The following is a 16,023-nucleotide window of genomic DNA, read 5'->3' as shown; positions in this document are numbered from 1 at the left end:
CCTCAGTCTCGGTCCAGGATGAAGCTCTCCAGGTACGACGGGTTCGCGCGGTCGAGCATCGACCGCGCCCGGGCCCGGATCTGCGCGTCGCTGTGCTCGCTCGCGGGCAGCAGCCAGAAGCGGTCCGCTCGGATGCCGTCCACGACGAGGTCCGCGACCTCCTCGACCGGCGTGAAGCGCACCTCCCGGCCCGCCTCGCGCATCGCGGCCTCCCACTGGCCGAGGCTGCGGTACGGGGTCCTGCGGGGCCGCTGCTTGGCGTACCGGGCGGGCCGGTTGCGGTGCGACTCCCACAGCCCGGTGCGCAGCATGTGCGGCCCGGGGAAGAGCACCGAGGCGCCCACGCGCGCGTGCTCCGCCCTCAGGTGGGCGTACAGGGACTCGGTCAGGGTGACGACGGCCGCCTTGGTGACGGCGTACACGGAGGCGGTGGGCAGCGGGGCGATGCCGCCGTCGCCGGAGGACGTGTTGACGACGTGACCGGGCTCGCCCGAGGCGAGCATCCGCGGCAGGAACGCCTGGATGCCGTGGAAGACGCCCCACACGTTGACCGCGAACGCCCACTGCCAGTCGTTCGGTTCGTGCTCCCACATGCGTCCCTCGGCGCCCGAGCCGACCCCGGCGTTGTTGCACAGGACGTGGACGGCTCCGTAGGCGTCGTACGCCGACTCCGCGAGATCCAGGACCTGTTCGCGCTCGCCGACGTCGACCACGCGCGCGTGCACGTCGGCGCCGTCGGCGCGCAGGTCCGCCGCGGCCTTCTCCAGTGCGCTCTCCTCGACGTCGGCGAGGACCACCTTGAGCCCCTCGGTGGCGAACCGCCGGGCCATCGCAAGGCCGATCCCGCTCGCCGCTCCGGTGACGACGGCGACCTGTCCCGCCCTCAGTTCCATCAGGCGCTCCCCTCGGGAGGCGCGTCGAGAACCTGCCGCGGGTCGTCGTAGCGCTGGTGGACGTACGGCAACAGGGCCTGTGCGTCGACCCGTTCGGCGACCCGGCCGCTCTGGTCGCTGGTCTTCTCGCCGAGGGTGATCTCCAGGAGGCGGCGGACGGGCAGGTCCGCGACCGGGTCGTACATGGACTCCCGCAGGACGACGTCCCCGGTGATCGCCTCCAGCCTGCGGACCTTCTCGTGGCGCACGCAGTGCACGAGCACCGGGTCGGCGTCGAAGCCCGAACCGTCCACGGCGGGAAGGAACTTGAAGTAGAAGTCGGTCCTGCGGGAGGGCTCCGGCAGGGGCAGGGGGCCGGTCACCGCCCCGCGCACCTCCACGAAGGCGATGCCGTGCCGGGCGAGCGCGGCGCGGACGACGAGACCGTCGCGCTCCACGCTCACCTCGCCGAGCTTCTTGGGCTCCCCGAAGACCTCGCGGCCGCCGATGAGGGCGCGTTCCCGGGTCATCGGCATGACGAGCGGGTACCAGCCCTCGACCGAGTCATGGGCGGCGGCGACCGCGAACGAACCGGCGCCCAGCGGGTGTCCGGGCAGGTCGACCTTGCTGATGTTCACCCGGACGAGTGGCCGCGCCGTCGGTTTGAGCGGGGGCGGCAGGACCGCGGCGACCGCGTTCGGGTCGGTCTCCCAGACGGCCACCACACCGGTGGACCAGATGTCGGGGAGCTTCGCGCTCGCGGTGCGCGCGGCGGTGACCTCCGCCTCGGTCCGTGCGCCGTACCGTACGCGTGCCATACGCCGTACCGCCCTTCCGTCGACCGTCATCCGCCCGGGCGCCAGCACGCTTGCACCGGGCGGTGAAAAGGTCCATAGCGGCGGGCCCGGGCATTCGCGCCATTCACGGCACGCACGCGGTGTGCGAGCGGGCTTCCATGGCGAGGCGTCAGGAGAGCGGCCGGGGACGGGGCTGTCAGTCGCGGCCCGTATCCTCAGTGACCATGCTCGATGACCGGACGACCGCAGCGTCCTCCCCCACCCGGTGGCCGGCCGCGTATCCGAAGGGATACGCGGTCGTTGACGTGGAGACCACCGGCCTGGCCCGGGACGACCGGATAATCTCCGCGGCCGTCTACCGGCTGGACGCGCGCGGCGAGGTCGAGGACCACTGGTACACGCTGGTCAATCCGGAGCGCGATCCGGGCCCGGTGTGGATCCACGGTCTGACGAGTGATGTGCTGCAGGGTGCGCCGCTCTTCGACGACATCGCCGAGGAGTTCGGCGCCCGTCTCGACGGCCGGGTGCTCGTCGCGCACAACGCCGTCTTCGACTGGCAGATGATCGCACGCGAGTACGCGCGCGCGAAGCGTGAGGCGCCGGTGCGGCAGCGGCTGTGCACCATCGCGCTCTCCAAGGAACTGGGTCTGCCGCTGCCCAACCACAAGCTGGAGTCCCTCGCCGCGCACTTCGGTGTCGTGCAGCAGCGGGCGCACCACGCGCTGGACGACGCGCGGGTGCTCGCGGAGGCGTTCCGGCCCAGTCTGCGGGCCGCGGCGCAGGGTGGTGTGCGGCTGCCGCTGCTGGAGTGCCGGCCGCTGACCGAGTGGAACGACCGGCCTACGGCCCTGATCGGCCGTCAGGCGGGCGGGGGCCACGGCGGCTACCGGCCGACGAGTTGGCGTCCGTCCCGCAAGCGGCCCGCGTGCCCCCACCCCAACCCCGGACGGTACGAAGACGGCAAGCGCCTCAAGCAGGGCATGCGGGTCGCGTTCTCCGGGGACACCTCCGTCGACCGCGAACTGCTGGAGGACCGGGCGGTCGAGGCCGGGCTGCATGTCTCGACGAGCATCTCCCGGCTGACCAGCCTGCTCGTCACCAACGACCCCGACTCGGGCACGTCGAAGGTGGTCAAGGCGCGCCAGTTCGGGACACCGGTGGTGGACGAGGCGGCGTTCGGGCAGCTCCTCAGGGACGTCGAGCCCGCGTCTGGGCAGTGACCGTGGAACGACCGTACGGATGGGTGATTGCCGTGCGACTCACCCGGAGCCCGCTCGCCCGAGCGACGGCGACCGCTCACCCTGTGACCCATGGCGAAATGCGAAGTTTGCGGCAATGACTACGGAATGACCTTCGAGGTCCATGCCCAGGGCGCGGTGCACGTCTTCGACTGCTTCTCCTGCGCGATCCACCGCATGGCCCCGGTGTGCGAGCACTGCAAGGTCTCGATCATCGGCCAGGGCGCCGAGGCCGACGGCCACTTCTACTGCGGCGCCCACTGCGCCCGCGAGGCGGGGAAGGTGGGGATCGTCGACCGCGTGTGAGCCGGTACCCGCCCGATTGCACCCCACGACCGAGTTGTACCGTCGTGGGGTGCACCGCTACCGCTTCCTGCTCACCCGCCAGTGGGTGGTCCTCACCCTCGTCGCGATCGCACTGATCCCTGCGATGATCAAGCTCGGCTTCTGGCAGGAGCACCGGTACCAGGAGCGCAGCGCGCGCAACCAGCTGGTCTCCGACGCGCTGAACGCCGATCCGGTACCCGTGGAGCGGCTGACCTCGCCCGGGCACACCGTGACCAGCGGCGAGCGGTACCACACCGTGACCGCCAAGGGCCGCTTCGACACCGGTCACGAGGTCGTCGTGCGCCGGCGCACCAACTCCGACGACGCGATCGGTTACCACGTCCTGACCCCGTTCGTCCTGACGGACGGCAAGGTGCTGCTGGTCAACCGGGGGTGGATCCCCGCGAACGGCACGAGCCAGAGCGCGTTCCCCGAGATCCCCGCTCCGCCCCGCGGCGAGCTCACCGTCACCGGCCGGCTGATGCCCGACGAGACGACCGCGGCGAGCGGCATCAAGGACCTCAAGGGGCTGCCGGACCGGCAGATCATGCTGATCAGCAGCGCGCAGGAGGCCCGGCGCCTCGACGCCCAGGTGCTCGGCGGCTACATCGCGCAGACGGCGCCGGAGCCGAAGGGCGACACCCCGGAGCCGATCGGCCCGCCCGGCAAGGAGGACGCCCCGCTGAACTACGCGTACATGATCCAGTGGTGGCTGTTCGCCGCGGGCGTCCCGGTGGGCTGGTGGGTCCTGGTACGACGTGAGCTGCGCGACCGGATCGAGGCGGCGCGGCGGCCGAGCGAGGACCCGGAGCCGGCCGCGGTGTGAGCCGTCCCGTATGACGCCTTCCTACGGGGCGGGCGTGCCGTCGGGGCCGAGAGGGCACGCCCGCCGTCGGTGAGGTGTGCGGGGGTCAGCAGCAGCGGCCGGGGGACTCGTACTCACGCCGCGTGGTGCGCATCCGCTCGTACTCCCGGCGGGTCGGCAGCGGTGCGTGCGGGTGGTGGCGGCGGTGCCGCTCGCAGTAGCGGTCGTACTCCGCCTCGCCGGTCAGTTCCCGTGCGTACCGGAGCGCGGTGTCCAGTGCCTTGCGCACGGTCCTCATGATCCCGCCCCCACCAGCGCGTCGTCACTGCGCCCTTCCGGCACGTCGATGCGCGACTCCACGTACGGTGCCTCCGTCGTGGGCAGTGGCTCGCCGGCCCGCAGGGCGCGGGCGCACACCACCGCGCAGTTGACGAGGACGATCAGGACCAGCAGCAGGAAGATCGCCATGAGTACGCCGTCGACCGTGTTGTTGAGGACGATGGTGTGCATGTCGTCCACGTCCGTGGCACTCGGCAGGAGCTTGCCGGCGTCGATGGCGTCCGCGTAGAGGTCGCGCTGGGCGAAGAAGCCGATCTTCGGGTCGGCGGAGAAGATCTTCTGCCAGCCGGCGGTGAAGGTGACGGCCACGTCCCAGACCAGGGGGATGCCGGTCACCCAGGCCCAGCGCGACCTGCCGGACTTGATGAGCATGGTCGTGGTGACGGCCAGGGCGACCGCGGCCAGCAGCTGGTTGGCGATGCCGAACAGCGGGAAGAGCTGCTTGATGCCGCCGAGCGGGTCGGTGACACCGGCGTAGAGGAAGTAGCCCCAGGCGCCCACGACCAGGGCGCTGGTGATCCAGATGCCCGGCTTCCAGGTGACCCGGCCGATCGGCTTCCAGACGTTGCCCAGCATGTCCTGCAGCATGAAGCGGCCCACCCGGGTGCCCGCGTCCACCGTGGTGAGGATGAACAACGCCTCGAACATGATGGCGAAGTGGTACCAGAAGGCCTTCATCCCGCCGCCGAACACCCCGGAGAAGATCTCCGACATGCCCACGGCGAGGGTGGGTGCGCCGCCGGAGCGCCCGACCAGCGTCTGCTCCTCGACCGCCTTGGCCGCGGCCGTCAACTGGTCCGGGGTGATGGTGAATCCGAGGCCCCGCACCGCCTGCGACGCGCTCTCCACGGTCGGGCCGAGCAGCGCGGCCGGGGAGTTCATCGCGTAGTACAGGCCCGGTTCGAGCACACAGGCGGCGATCAGGGCCATGACGGCGACGAAGGACTCCGTGAGCATGGAGCCGTAGCCGATCAGCCGGACCTGGGACTCCTTCTGGATCAGCTTGGGCGTGGTGCCGGAGGAGACCAGCGCGTGGAAGCCGGACAGGGCGCCGCAGGCGATGGTGATGAACAGGAAGGGGAACAGCGCCCCGGCGAACACCGGCCCGGCTCCGGTGTGCGCGAACTCCGTCACGTCGGCGGCCTTGAGGGTGGGCGCGGCGACGACGACGCCGACGGCCATCAGGGCGATCGTGCCGACCTTCATGAAGGTCGACAGATAGTCGCGCGGGGCCAGGAGCATCCACACGGGGAGCACGGAGGCGACGAAGCCGTAGCCGACCAGGCAGAAGACCAGGGTGGTGGGGCTCCAGACGAAGCGGTCGGCGAGCGAGGAGTTCTGGATCCAGCCGCCGCCGAGGATGGCGAGCAGCAGCAGTCCGACACCGATGACGCTGGTCTCCACGACCCTGCCCGGCCTCAGATAGCGCAGGTAGAAGCCCATGAAGAGGGCGATGGGGATGGTCATGGCGACCGAGAAGGTGCCCCAGGCGGATTCGGCCAGTGCGTTGACGACGACCATCGCCAGCACCGCAAGCAGGATGATCATGATGGCGAAGACGCCGATCAGCGCGGCGGCACCGCCCACCCTGCCGATCTCGTCCCGGGCCATCTGGCCGAGGCTCTTGCCGTCCCGGCGCATGGAGAGGAACAGGACGATCATGTCCTGGACCGCGCCGCCGAAGATCACGCCCGCGATGATCCAGACGGTGCCCGGCAGATAGCCCATCTGCGCGGCCAGCACCGGGCCCACCAGCGGCCCGGCGCCGGCGATGGCCGCGAAGTGGTGGCCGAACAACACCCGCCGGTCGGTGGGGTGGTAGTCGATCCCGTCCTCCAGCCGCTCGGCCGGAGTGGCGCGGGTGTCGTCGAGCCGGAGGACCCGGCGGGCGATGAACCGTGAGTAGAAGCGGTAGGCGATGGCGTACGAGCCGAGCGCCGCGACGACCAGCCACACGGCGGAGATCCTCTCCCCGCGGGCCAGCGCGATGACTCCCCACGCGACCGCGCCGATCAGGGAGACGACGGTCCACAACACGAAGGACCGCATTCGTGACTTTTCCGGCACTTCGCGGCCGGATTCGGGCAGGACGGACGGGGGCATGGCGGCTCCTCACCGGGAACGGTGTGACGAGGTGTGACAGGAAGTGCCCGCCGACCAGCGAGGATCAGCGCGGATCAGCGCGGGTCAGCGCGGGTCAGCGGCGATGTCGGCCCGTCAGCGCAAACGCGGCGAGCAGGCAGAGGCCGCACCCCGGCACCCAGGCGAGCTGGTACCAGTAGAAGAACGGCGTCCCCGCCAGCCGCGGCTCCGCGCCGGCGTACCAGGGGACCCACAGCAGGCCCGCCGCGGGCGCGAGGAGCAGTACGGCGATCGCGACGCGCCGTAGCCGGTGACGACCGGTCCGTGCCATGACCTGCGCTCCTCTCCCGCTCGCTGTCGGTCTGTGCAAGAGTTGCCCACCCGCCGGAACCGGTTGACAGCGAATTTCCAGAAGATTTCGCGCCGGTCGTATGTCATCCGGACCGGCCTCTCGCGCAACTCTCGCCCGAGGGCACAGGCACACCAAGGACGGTGACCCATGGCCGACGGCGCCATGACCGCGACGTTCCTCGCCGTGATCGGCGGAGCGTCGCTGCTCGCCGTGACCGCGCGCCGGCTGCACCCCAGCGACCGGCTGCCGTCCCTGGAGGGCTGGGCACTGGCCGACCGCAGCCTCGGCCCCGGGTGGACCTGGCTGCTGCTGGGCGGCACGATCTTCACCGCGTACACCTTCACCGCCGTACCGGGACTGGCGTACGGCAACGGCGCGCCCGCCTTCTTCGCGGTGCCGTACACCGTGATCGTCTGCCCGATCGCCTTCGTCCTGCTGAGCCGGCTGTGGACCGTCGCCCACCGGCACGGCTATGTCACCGCCGCCGACTTCGTGCGCGGCCGGTACGGCTCGCCGCCGCTGGCCCTGGTGGTCGCGCTGACCGGGATCCTCGCCACCATGCCGTATCTGGCGCTGCAACTGCTCGGCATACGGGCGGTGCTGACGGCCGGCGGTGTGTATCCGCGGGGCGCGACGGGCGATCTGGTGATGGTGGCGCTGTTCGCCGGGCTCGCGGTGGCGACCTATCGACACGGACTGCGCGCGCCCACCGTGATCTCGGCGCTCAAGGCGGTCGCCGTCTTCGTCTCGCTCACCGCCGTGTGCTGGCTGGTCCTGGAGCGGCTCGGCGGGCCGGGTGCGGTCTTCGACGGCGCGGCGCGGCGGCTGGGCGGCCCGGCGCTGCTCCTGACCCCCGAGCAGCAGCCGGCCTACGCCACCCTCGCCCTCGGCTCCGCGCTGGCCCTGCTGATGTACCCGCACGTGCTCACCGCCGGTTTCGCCGCCGACGGCCCGCGCACCCTGCGCAAGACCGCCGTGGCGCTGCCCGCCTGGACCGGGCTGCTCGCCCTGTTCGGGTTCCTCGGCATCGCGGCGCTGGCGACGGGCGTACGGGCGCCGAGCGGCGGCGCGGAGGCGGCCGTACCGATGCTGGTGGACCGGCTGATGCCGGGACCGCTGGCCGGGCTGGTCTTCGGCGCGATCACCGTGGGTGCGCTGGTGCCCGCCGCCGTGATGTCCATAGCGGCCGCCACCAGCTTCGTACGCAATGTGTACGTCGCATACGTCCATCCCACCGCCACGCCCAAGCGGCAGGTGCGCATCGCCAAGGCGGTGTCGCTGACGGCGAAGGTGGGCGCGGTGGCGTTCGTGTTCGGGCTGCGCGACCAGGACGCCGTCAATCTCCAGCTGCTCGGCGGGGTCTGGATCCTGCAGATCTTCCCGGCGGTGGCCGTGGGGCTGTTTCACCGGGCGGCTGCATCCACGGGCCCTGCTCGCCGGGTGGGGCGTGGGCATGGCGGCCGGGACCTTCATGGTCGTGCGCGAGGGGTTCTCGTCCATCGTGGCGCTGGGCTTCGGCCCGCTGGAGATCTACGCCGGGCTCGCCGCCCTCGTGCTCAACCTGATCGTCGCCGTGGCCGCGACCGCGGTCCTCGAACGCCTCGGTGTCCCGCGCGGCATCGATCTGACCGACCTGCCGCCGCGCCTGACCGTGAGGCGGCGCCCGGAGACGGGAGCGAACAACCCGTGAGACGCACATCCAGCGCACCTGTACCGCTGCCCCCGCCCGCCGCCCTCACCGCCGCGGTGAGCGACCCGGCCGACCTGGAGCGGGAGGCGGCCCTCGCCCGCCTGTTCGAGCTGCAGTACGCCTCGATGCTGCGCCTGGCCGTGCTGCTCGGCGCCGACGACCCGGAGAACGTGGTCGCCGAGGCCTTCTACCAGATCTACCGGAAGTGGCGGCGGCTGAGGGACACCCGGGCGGCGGAGGCGTATCTGCGGTCCACCGTCTGCAATCTGACGCGGATGCGCATACGTCACCTCCAAGTGGCCCGCAGGCACGAGGAGAAGCCGAGGGACGAACTCGTCGCCTCCGCCGAGAGCACCGCGCTGCTGCACGACGACCAGCGGGTGCTCATCGACGCCCTCCAGCAGCTGCCGGCCCGGCAGCGCGAGGCGCTGGTGCTGCGGCACTGGCTCGGACTGAAGGAGAGTGAGATCGCCGCGGCGATGGGGATCTCCTGCGGATCCGTCAAGACCCACACGGCGCGCGGCATCGCCGCGCTGACCCAGGCGATGGAGGCCCGGCGATGACGCATCGAGATGCGACTGGGTCGCGTGGCACCAGTGCGGACCGCACCGAACGCGAGCTGCAGGAGGCCCTGGCCGCGCTGGCGGGCGGGGTGCGGGCGGCCCCCGACGCCTATCGCACGGCACGCGGCGAGTGGCTGCGCCGGGAACGCCGGCGGCGGCTCGTGCTCGCCGTGCTGATCGCGGTCGTCTTCGCCCTGGCCACGCTGATCGGCCTGTGGGTCCTCAACCAGGCCCCGGCGGATCCGGGCGTGATCTTCTCGGGACCCGGCTCCGCCGTCGCCGGTGCGTCACTCCCCCGGCCGATGCCCTGATTGCCCCCTCGGCCCGGCGGGAACCCGCAACTGCGTGCACCCGCGCATCGAGGACTACGCACTCATCGGCGACGAACAGACGGCGGCCCTGGTCGGCAGGGACGGCTCCATCGACTGGCTGTGTCTGCCGCGCTTCGACTCCGCCGCGTGCTTCGCCAGGCTCCTCGGGGACGAGGAGAACGGCCACTGGAGGATCGCCCCCAAGAACGCGGGCACCTGCACGCGCCGCGCCTACCGCCCCGACACGCTGGTACTGGACACCGAGTGGGAGACCGCCGAGGGCACGGTCCGGGTCAGCGACCTGATGCCGCAGCGCGAGCGCGCCCCCGACGTCGTACGCATCGTGGAGGGCGTCAGCGGCCGCGTCACCGTGCGCAGCGTGCTCCGGCTGCGCTTCGACTACGGCGCGATCATCCCCTGGATGCGCAGGTCCGGCGGCCACCGGGTCGCCGTCGCCGGGCCGGACTCGGTGTGGCTGCGCAGCGAGCCCGCCGTGCGGACGTGGGGCAAGGACTTCGGCACGTACGCGGAGTTCACCGTCGCGGAGGGCGAGCGGGTCGCGTTCGTCCTCACCTGGCACCCTTCCCACGAGCCCCGTCCCCGGCTCGTCGACCCGTACGAAGCGCTGCGCTCCAGCGTCACGGACTGGCGGCGCTGGACGGTCCGGTGCGCGTACGACGGCCCGTACCGGGACGCGGTCATGCGGTCCCTGATCACCCTCAAGGCCCTCACCTACGCCCCGACCGGCGGCATCGTCGCCGCGGCCACCACCTCGCTGCCCGAGGAGCTGGGCGGTGTCCGCAACTGGGACTACCGGTACTGCTGGCTGCGCGACTCCACCCTCACCCTCGGCGCCCTGCTGTCCGCGGGCTACCACAAGGAGGCCGAGGCCTGGCGTGACTGGCTGCTGCGGGCGGTGGCGGGCGACCCGGGGCATCTGCAGATCATGTACGGCGTGGCGGGCGAACGCAGGCTCCCCGAGTTCGAGGTGCCCTGGCTGCCCGGCTTCGCCGAGTCGGCACCCGTACGGATCGGCAACGGCGCCGTGAGCCAGCTCCAGCTGGACGTGTACGGCGAGGTCCTGGACTCGCTGTGGCTGACCCGGCGGGCGGGCCTGTCGCCCAAGCCGCACATGTGGTCGCTCCAGGGCGTCCTGCTGGAGTGGCTGCGCGAGCACTGGCGGCAGCCGGACGAGGGCCTGTGGGAGATGCGCGGCGGCCGCCGTCACTTCGTGCACTCGAAGGTCATGGTGTGGGTGGCCGCCGACCGCGCCGTGCGCACGCTGGAGGAGCATCCGGAGCTGCCCGGGGACGCGGCGGGCTGGCGCTCGCTGCGGGACGAGGTGCACCGCGAGGTGTGCGAGAAGGGCTACGACCCGGAACGGAACACCTTCACGCAGTACTACGGCTCGCGCGAACTGGACGCCGCCCTGCTGCTCATCCCGCGCGTCGGCTTCCTGCCGCCCGACGATCCGCGCGTCGTCGGTACGGTGGACGCGGTCCGCGAGGCGCTCGGGCACGGCGACTTCCTACGCCGTTACGACACCTCGGACTCAGCCGTCGACGGACTTCCCGGCGAGGAAGGCGCGTTCCTGGCGTGCTCGTTCTGGCTCGCGGACGCCCTGCACATGACGGGCCGTACCGACGAGGCACGGGAGTTGTTCGAGGGGCTGGTCGGCCTCGCCAACGACGTGGGGCTGCTGGCCGAGGAGTACGACCCGGTGGCCGGCCGCCTGCTCGGCAACTTCCCGCAGGCGTTCAGCCACATCGGCCTGGTGAACACCGCTCTCGCCCTGTTCGGGGGCGACGGGGCAGGATAGGGGCCATGGATCTTGGACTGAAGGACCGGGTGTACGTCGTCACCGGGGCCACGCGCGGACTGGGCAACGCCGCGGCGCGCGAGCTCGTCGCCGACGGGGCGAAGGTGGTCGTCACGGGGCGGGACGAGAAGCGCGTCGCGGACACGGCGGCCGAACTGGGCCCGAACGCGGCCGGGGTGGCCGTCGACAACGCCGACCCCGAGGCTCCGGCGCGGCTGATCGGGGCCGCCCGCGAGCACTTCGGCGGCTTCGACGGCATCCTCGTCAGCGTCGGCGGCCCGCCGCCCGGCTTCGTCGCCGACAACACGGACGAGCAGTGGCGTACGGCGTTCGACTCCGTGTTCCTCGGCGCGGTGCGGTTGGCTCGCGCCGCGTCGGCCGAGTTGGAGGCGGGCGGTGTCATCGGCTTCGTGCTCTCGGGTTCCGTGCACGAGCCGATTCCGGCGCTGACGATCTCCAACGGGCTGCGGCCGGGCCTTGCCGGGTTCGCCAAGTCGATCGCGGACGAGCTCGGGCCGCGGGGGATCCGTGTCGTGGGGCTGCTGCCCTCTCGCATCGACACGGATCGCGTGCGCGAGCTGGACGGGTTGTCTGCGGATCCCGAGGCCACTCGGGCGGCCAACGAGTCCCGGATTCCGTTGCGTCGGTACGGGACGCCCGAGGAGTTCGGGCGGGTGGCCGCGTTCTTGATGTCTCCGGCCGCGTCCTATCTGACCGGGATCATGGTGCCGGTCGACGGGGGGATGCGGCACGGCTTCTGAGGGCCGTTGCCGAGTGCGGGTTCGTGGGGGCTGGTCGCGCAGTTCCCCGCGCCCCTTAGGTCGGGTTCCTTTGCGTTGGCCGTCAAGTCACCCTTTCCGCGCGGTGCTTGACCGACCGCAGGCGTACCTCCGCCGGTAGCTTCGCCAGGCCCGCTGATTCGCGGGCGTGGGTCAGGGACTCGGTGGTGAGGTCGTGCAGGGCCGTTCCGGGGTCGACGTCCGGTTCCAGTTGGAGCCAGACGTGGGCCTCGGGGGCGGTGCGCCTGCCCGTCAGCGTGGCGTGTGCGTGTGCCACGCCGTCCAGGCGTGCCGCGTCGGCGGCGAGCACGCCCTCCAGGGCCCGCCCGCGCAGCAGCGCGCCCTCGCCGTCGCCGGTGTCGACGAGCAGTTCGGCGAGCCGGCGCCTGCGCAGCACCGCGGCGAGCCACCACAGGGCGAGCAGGACGAGGACGGCGAGCACGGCGAAGACGGTCGGCCACCACCAGTCGGCGTCCCGCCAGCGCGTCCGCCGGGCCGCGCCGAGCAGGACGTCGTGCCGCCCGCCGTGGATCCACCACGACGGGGGCCGCACGCCCAGGCCCACGGCGAGCACCGAACCGCCGAGGACGGCCAGCAGCAGCCCGACGACTCCGATCAGCACGCGGTTGACCGCCCTGAGCATCGCCCTCACCCCTTCCGTCCGGGCCGCGCGACATGCAGGGTCAGCGCGGGCGGCCGCGTCAGACCGAGTCCCCTGATCGCGTCCTTGAGGGTGGAGTCCAGGTCGGCGCGTACGTCGTCGAGGTCGCGGAAGTGCGAGACCGCGCGGACGTCGGCCTTGCGCCGCCGCAGCCTTACCCGCACCGCCCGGACACCCGCGATCTCCATGGCCCGGTCGCGCAGCACCATGGCCGCGGCGTCGCGCCGCAGTCCGGCCCGGACGTCGGTGTGCGGGCGCCGCATCGGCAGCAGGGAGCGCAGACCGGGCGTGACGGCGAGCACGAACAGCCACAGGCCGAGGGCCGCGGCGACTCCGGCGCCGACCAGCACCCAGGTGTCGTCGAGGGGCCGCGTGGAGAGTTGGGCGGCCAGCTCGCGGCGCCAGCGCATCGCGGGCCGGTGGGCTCGTACCGCGGCGATGTCGTACAGGAAGGCGGCCGCTACGACCAGGAGCAGCAGCGCGACGATGCCCGCGGGAACGCGGCGCACCGACCAGAAGCGGTCGCTGCGGCCGTCGGTTCCTTCCTCCGCCGCCGGTGGGGGCGGCTCGGGCGCCTTCTCGATGACGGTCAGCGGCTGTGTCGTGGTCTCGGATCCCCGGGGCTCGCTCATCGCGTCCTCCCCTGTGCCGTGCCCTGTGGGTGCGCCGGGTGCAGCCGCTCCACCTGGACGGCGACCTCCGGCACCTCCATTCCCACCAACGCGCCTACCCGCTCGACGACATGGCGACGCACGGCCGCGCAGCGGGCGCCGATGTCGCTCGGGTAGTCGAGTTCGAGGTGGACGCGGACCCGGACCGTGTCGTGGTGGACGACGACCGTGGCCTGCGGGGCGGCGGCTTCCTTCGCCAGCGGTGCGACCGCCTCGCGCGCCGCCTGGGCCGCGATCTTGGCGACGACCCGGTCGGCGATCCGCAGCGCACCGCGCTCCCCCGGTGCCACCACGGCCGGAAGTCTGCGCAGGTCACCGGCTCCCTCGCGCACGGAGGTCACCGCCGCCGGTCGCGCCGGTCGTCACGGGTGCGGAAGAAGTCGCCCAGTTCCAGGTCCCCCTCCAGGAACCGGCCGACGACGAACCCGACGGCGCCCAGCGCCGCCACCAGCAGGAAGGCACCGAACCCGCCGAAATATCCGGCGAAGCCGAGCGCCATCCCGGCGATCATGCCGACCACGGCCATGCTCATGCTGCGCTCCTCAGCTCCTCAGCCGTGCGTTGTCAGGTCGCCGGGCGTCACTGGATCCGGGGCTCCGGCTCCTCTTCTTCTTCCTCGGGCAGCTTGACATCACTCACCGCGATGTTGACCTCGACGACTTCGAGTCCGGTCATCCGTTCCACCGCGGCGACCACGTTCTCGCGTACGTCCCGGGCGACATCGCCGATCGACACGCCGTAGTCCACGACGATCTCCAGGTCGAGGGCGGTCTGCACCTCGCCGACCTCGGCCTTCACCCCACGGGTCACCGACTTCGAGCCGCCCGGCACCCGGTCCCGTACGGCTCCGAAGGTCCGCGACAGTCCGCTGCCCAGGGCGTGCACGCCGAGCACGTCCCGCGCGGCCATCCCGGCGATCTTCTCCACGACACCGTCGGCGATGGTCGTGCGCCCCCGGCCGGCCGGATCGCCGCCACCGCGTCGGGTGGGCCTGCGCGTGGACACCGGCTGGTCGCCCTCGGGGGTCGTCGTCCGGTTCTGCTCCGTCATGTCGGTCATGGCCGTACGTCCCTTTCGGTCGTCGTCCCCTCCGACCACGGTAAGCGCGGTGGCTCGGTCGTGCGCCGGGGATGCGGCAGGCTGGAGCAATGACGGCGGATGGATGGACACGGGCCGTACGGCATCAACTCGGTCTCGGCAGGCTGCTTCCGCTCGGCGGCCCGCGCGACGGTGTGTGGATCGCGGAGGCGGCGGTCCGCGCGGTACTGCTGCGCGCGGCGGCGGACGTGCCGGGCGTCGTGCCGGGCCCGCTGCGGATCACGCTCGCCGAACCGGAGGACGCGCCCGAGGCGGCCGTGCCGGCGCCGCCGGCGGGGTTTCCCCCGGGACCGCTCCGGGTGACGGCGGACTTCGCGGCGACGGCGGCCGAACCCCTGCCGGCGACGGCGTCCCGGCTGCGTCTGGCGCTGGCGAGCACGGCGGCGGACGGTCTCGGCCTCACGGTCGCGGAGGTGGACCTACGGGTGACGGACCTGCTGGAGGAGCCGACGGAGCCCGCCGAGGTGAGTCCGCCGCAGCCGGCGCGGGCCCGCGAGGCGACGGATCCGGACGAGGTCCGCGCGGCAGCGGCGGCGCTCTCCGTCCCGGGCGTGACCCATCTGACCGGCTCCCTGGGCGGGCTGGGCCGAGCGGTGCACATCGAGGAACGACAACAGGAGGAGGCGGCACTGCCGCACCGCCACGTCCGGGTGGAGGTGGCGGTGGACGGACGGCGCCGGGCCCTGGACGTGGCCCGGCAGGTGCGCACGGCGGTGCGGGAGTCGCTGGACGATCACCCGACGGTGGCGGTACTGGTCACCACGGTGAGCTGAGCGCGCGACGGCTCATTCGCCCACGCCGGCCAGGTCCCGCAGTCGGCGGGCCTGGGCCTGCCGCTCGGCGGCACGCTGCTCTTCGTACGTACGGCCGCTCGCGGCGCGCAGCAGGGCCTTGGTCTCCACGACCGCGTCCCGGGGCGCGGCGAGCAGCGCGGACGCCAGGTCCCGTACCGCGCCGTCGAGTTCACCGGCGGGCACGGCGAGGTTCGCCAGCCCCGAACCGACGGCCTCCTCGGCATGGACGAACCGCCCGGTCGCGCAGATCTCCAGCGCGCGGGCGTATCCGACCAGCTCGACCAGCGGGTGCGTGCCCGTCAGGTCGGGCACGATCCCAAGGCTCGTCTCGCGCATGGCGAACTGCACGTCGTCGGCGACAACGCGCAGGTCACAGGCGAGGGCGAGCTGGAAGCCGGCACCGATGGCATGCCCCTGCACGGCGGCGACGGACACGATGTCGTTCCGCCGCCACCAGGTGAATCCCTCCTGGTACTCGGCGATGGTCGCGTCCAGCGCGGCGTCGTCGCGGCGCGCGATGTCGGTGAACGTCGGCTCGCCCGGGATCCCCTCCGGCGTGAACATCTGACGGTCCAGGCCGGCGGAGAAGGACTTGCCCTCGCCACGCAGCACGACGACCCGGACGGAGCCCGGCAGCAACCTCCCGGCCTCGGCCAACGCCCGCCACAGAGCGGGGCTTTGGGCGTTGCGCTTGGCCGGGTTGGTCAGCGTCACCGTGGCGAGCGCGTCGTCGACGGTGAGCCGTACGCCGTCCTTGTCGAGTACAGGAGCGAGGTCCTGGTCGGGCGAAGCCATGGGGCGCCTCCGATGGGTGCGGTCGTCCTG

Annotated in this window: 19 protein-coding genes and 1 pseudogene; 9 read left to right on the top strand and 11 right to left on the bottom strand. The window is 72.3% G+C overall.

Annotated elements, in window-relative coordinates:
- Positions 1-2: 2 nt before the first annotated feature.
- On the bottom strand, positions 3-893 hold the full coding sequence (locus tag AB0I54_RS20145; protein WP_363297375.1) for an SDR family NAD(P)-dependent oxidoreductase: 891 nt from the start codon (positions 891-893) through the stop codon (positions 3-5).
- Positions 893-1,690 (bottom strand): acetoacetate decarboxylase family protein, encoded by a 798-nt coding sequence (locus AB0I54_RS20140; RefSeq protein ID WP_363297374.1) that lies wholly within the window; start codon positions 1,688-1,690, stop codon positions 893-895. The genes AB0I54_RS20145 and AB0I54_RS20140 overlap by 1 nt, the downstream gene beginning before the upstream one ends.
- Before the next feature lie 203 nt (positions 1,691-1,893).
- On the opposite strand from AB0I54_RS20140, the gene AB0I54_RS20135 reads away from it, so the two are divergent.
- From AB0I54_RS20135 to AB0I54_RS20125, 3 genes are all read left to right on the top strand, one after another.
- On the top strand, positions 1,894-2,889 hold the full coding sequence (locus AB0I54_RS20135) for a DEDDh family exonuclease (RefSeq protein WP_363297373.1): 996 nt from the start codon (positions 1,894-1,896) through the stop codon (positions 2,887-2,889).
- Positions 2,890-2,979: 90 nt separating this feature from the next.
- On the top strand, positions 2,980-3,213 hold the full coding sequence (locus AB0I54_RS20130) for a hypothetical protein (RefSeq protein WP_363297372.1): 234 nt from the start codon (positions 2,980-2,982) through the stop codon (positions 3,211-3,213).
- A 49-nt stretch (positions 3,214-3,262) separates the two neighbouring features.
- Positions 3,263-4,060, top strand: a complete 798-nt coding sequence (locus AB0I54_RS20125) for an SURF1 family protein (RefSeq protein ID WP_363297371.1) — start codon at positions 3,263-3,265, stop codon at positions 4,058-4,060.
- Positions 4,061-4,145: 85 nt separating this feature from the next.
- Here the strand turns inward: AB0I54_RS20125 and AB0I54_RS20120 are convergent, their stop codons facing one another.
- The 3 genes from AB0I54_RS20120 to AB0I54_RS20110 form a co-directional block, all read right to left on the bottom strand.
- Complete coding sequence (locus tag AB0I54_RS20120; protein ID WP_363297370.1) at positions 4,146-4,337, bottom strand: YbdD/YjiX family protein; 192 nt, start codon at positions 4,335-4,337, stop codon at positions 4,146-4,148.
- Positions 4,334-6,481, bottom strand: a complete 2,148-nt coding sequence (locus AB0I54_RS20115; protein WP_363297369.1) for a carbon starvation CstA family protein — start codon at positions 6,479-6,481, stop codon at positions 4,334-4,336. Before AB0I54_RS20115 ends, AB0I54_RS20120 begins: the two co-directional genes overlap by 4 nt.
- Positions 6,482-6,575: 94 nt before the next feature.
- Positions 6,576-6,791, bottom strand: coding sequence for a DUF3311 domain-containing protein (locus tag AB0I54_RS20110; protein WP_363297368.1), 216 nt, complete (start codon positions 6,789-6,791; stop codon positions 6,576-6,578).
- Between the two features lie 168 nt (positions 6,792-6,959).
- On the opposite strand from AB0I54_RS20110, the pseudogene AB0I54_RS20105 reads away from it, so the two are divergent.
- The 5 genes and pseudogenes from AB0I54_RS20105 (at position 6,960) to AB0I54_RS20085 (ending at position 11,956) form a co-directional block, all read left to right on the top strand.
- Positions 6,960-8,502: pseudogene (locus tag AB0I54_RS20105) on the top strand (sodium:solute symporter).
- Positions 8,499-9,065 (top strand): sigma-70 family RNA polymerase sigma factor, encoded by a 567-nt coding sequence (locus AB0I54_RS20100; protein WP_363297367.1) that lies wholly within the window; start codon positions 8,499-8,501, stop codon positions 9,063-9,065. Before AB0I54_RS20105 ends, AB0I54_RS20100 begins: the two are co-directional and overlap by 4 nt.
- Positions 9,062-9,376 (top strand): hypothetical protein, encoded by a 315-nt coding sequence (locus AB0I54_RS20095; protein WP_363297366.1) that lies wholly within the window; start codon positions 9,062-9,064, stop codon positions 9,374-9,376. The genes AB0I54_RS20100 and AB0I54_RS20095 overlap by 4 nt, the downstream gene beginning before the upstream one ends.
- A gap of 34 nt (positions 9,377-9,410) precedes the next feature.
- Positions 9,411-11,195 carry a glycoside hydrolase family 15 protein gene (locus tag AB0I54_RS20090; protein WP_363297365.1) on the top strand — a complete coding sequence of 595 codons (1,785 nt, stop codon included), beginning with the start codon at positions 9,411-9,413 and terminating at the stop codon, positions 11,193-11,195.
- Positions 11,196-11,200: 5 nt separating this feature from the next.
- On the top strand, positions 11,201-11,956 hold the full coding sequence (locus AB0I54_RS20085) for an SDR family oxidoreductase (RefSeq protein ID WP_363297363.1): 756 nt from the start codon (positions 11,201-11,203) through the stop codon (positions 11,954-11,956).
- An 82-nt stretch (positions 11,957-12,038) separates the two neighbouring features.
- Here the strand turns inward: AB0I54_RS20085 and amaP are convergent, their stop codons facing one another.
- The 5 genes from amaP to AB0I54_RS20060 are packed head-to-tail and all read right to left on the bottom strand — an operon-like array spanning position 12,039 to position 14,365.
- The gene (amaP, locus tag AB0I54_RS20080; protein WP_363297362.1) at positions 12,039-12,617 is read right to left on the bottom strand and encodes an alkaline shock response membrane anchor protein AmaP; all 579 of its coding nucleotides are present in this window, start codon (positions 12,615-12,617) and stop codon (positions 12,039-12,041) included.
- Positions 12,618-12,622: 5 nt separating this feature from the next.
- Positions 12,623-13,267, bottom strand: coding sequence for a DUF6286 domain-containing protein (locus tag AB0I54_RS20075; RefSeq protein WP_363297361.1), 645 nt, complete (start codon positions 13,265-13,267; stop codon positions 12,623-12,625).
- Complete coding sequence (locus tag AB0I54_RS20070) at positions 13,264-13,647, bottom strand: hypothetical protein (RefSeq protein WP_363297360.1); 384 nt, start codon at positions 13,645-13,647, stop codon at positions 13,264-13,266. Before AB0I54_RS20070 ends, AB0I54_RS20075 begins: the two co-directional genes overlap by 4 nt.
- The gene (locus AB0I54_RS20065; RefSeq protein ID WP_263207242.1) at positions 13,644-13,838 is read right to left on the bottom strand and encodes a hypothetical protein; all 195 of its coding nucleotides are present in this window, start codon (positions 13,836-13,838) and stop codon (positions 13,644-13,646) included. The genes AB0I54_RS20070 and AB0I54_RS20065 overlap by 4 nt, the downstream gene beginning before the upstream one ends.
- Positions 13,839-13,885: 47 nt before the next feature.
- Complete coding sequence (locus AB0I54_RS20060) at positions 13,886-14,365, bottom strand: Asp23/Gls24 family envelope stress response protein (RefSeq protein ID WP_363297359.1); 480 nt, start codon at positions 14,363-14,365, stop codon at positions 13,886-13,888.
- Between the two features lie 89 nt (positions 14,366-14,454).
- Here AB0I54_RS20060 and AB0I54_RS20055 point away from each other — a divergent pair, with 89 nt between their 5' ends.
- The gene (locus tag AB0I54_RS20055; protein WP_363297357.1) at positions 14,455-15,177 is read left to right on the top strand and encodes a nucleopolyhedrovirus P10 family protein; all 723 of its coding nucleotides are present in this window, start codon (positions 14,455-14,457) and stop codon (positions 15,175-15,177) included.
- A 12-nt stretch (positions 15,178-15,189) separates the two neighbouring features.
- On the opposite strand, the gene AB0I54_RS20050 is transcribed toward AB0I54_RS20055, so the two are convergent.
- Positions 15,190-15,993 carry an enoyl-CoA hydratase/isomerase family protein gene (locus AB0I54_RS20050; protein ID WP_363297356.1) on the bottom strand — a complete coding sequence of 268 codons (804 nt, stop codon included), beginning with the start codon at positions 15,991-15,993 and terminating at the stop codon, positions 15,190-15,192.
- Between the last annotated feature and the right edge of the window lie 30 nt (positions 15,994-16,023).

The sequence above is a fragment of the Streptomyces sp. NPDC050625 genome (genome assembly GCF_040654755.1).
Taxonomy (GTDB): domain Bacteria; phylum Actinomycetota; class Actinomycetes; order Streptomycetales; family Streptomycetaceae; genus Streptomyces.
This window is presented reverse-complemented; position numbering and strand designations above follow the sequence as displayed.

Coding starts and splice junctions, on each gene's coding strand:
- amaP (WP_363297362.1), bottom strand. CDS start 12,617: ATGCTCAGGGCGGTCAACCGCGTGCTGATCGGAGTCGTCGGGCTGCTG.
- AB0I54_RS20135 (WP_363297373.1), top strand. CDS start 1,894: ATGCTCGATGACCGGACGACCGCAGCGTCCTCCCCCACCCGGTGGCCG.
- AB0I54_RS20115 (WP_363297369.1), bottom strand. CDS start 6,481: ATGCCCCCGTCCGTCCTGCCCGAATCCGGCCGCGAAGTGCCGGAAAAG.
- AB0I54_RS20140 (WP_363297374.1), bottom strand. CDS start 1,690: ATGGCACGCGTACGGTACGGCGCACGGACCGAGGCGGAGGTCACCGCC.
- AB0I54_RS20120 (WP_363297370.1), bottom strand. CDS start 4,337: ATGAGGACCGTGCGCAAGGCACTGGACACCGCGCTCCGGTACGCACGG.
- AB0I54_RS20065 (WP_263207242.1), bottom strand. CDS start 13,838: ATGAGCATGGCCGTGGTCGGCATGATCGCCGGGATGGCGCTCGGCTTC.
- AB0I54_RS20060 (WP_363297359.1), bottom strand. CDS start 14,365: ATGACCGACATGACGGAGCAGAACCGGACGACGACCCCCGAGGGCGAC.
- AB0I54_RS20095 (WP_363297366.1), top strand. CDS start 9,062: ATGACGCATCGAGATGCGACTGGGTCGCGTGGCACCAGTGCGGACCGC.
- AB0I54_RS20050 (WP_363297356.1), bottom strand. CDS start 15,993: ATGGCTTCGCCCGACCAGGACCTCGCTCCTGTACTCGACAAGGACGGC.
- AB0I54_RS20145 (WP_363297375.1), bottom strand. CDS start 893: ATGGAACTGAGGGCGGGACAGGTCGCCGTCGTCACCGGAGCGGCGAGC.
- AB0I54_RS20075 (WP_363297361.1), bottom strand. CDS start 13,267: ATGAGCGAGCCCCGGGGATCCGAGACCACGACACAGCCGCTGACCGTC.
- AB0I54_RS20130 (WP_363297372.1), top strand. CDS start 2,980: ATGGCGAAATGCGAAGTTTGCGGCAATGACTACGGAATGACCTTCGAG.
- AB0I54_RS20085 (WP_363297363.1), top strand. CDS start 11,201: ATGGATCTTGGACTGAAGGACCGGGTGTACGTCGTCACCGGGGCCACG.
- AB0I54_RS20110 (WP_363297368.1), bottom strand. CDS start 6,791: ATGGCACGGACCGGTCGTCACCGGCTACGGCGCGTCGCGATCGCCGTA.
- AB0I54_RS20055 (WP_363297357.1), top strand. CDS start 14,455: ATGACGGCGGATGGATGGACACGGGCCGTACGGCATCAACTCGGTCTC.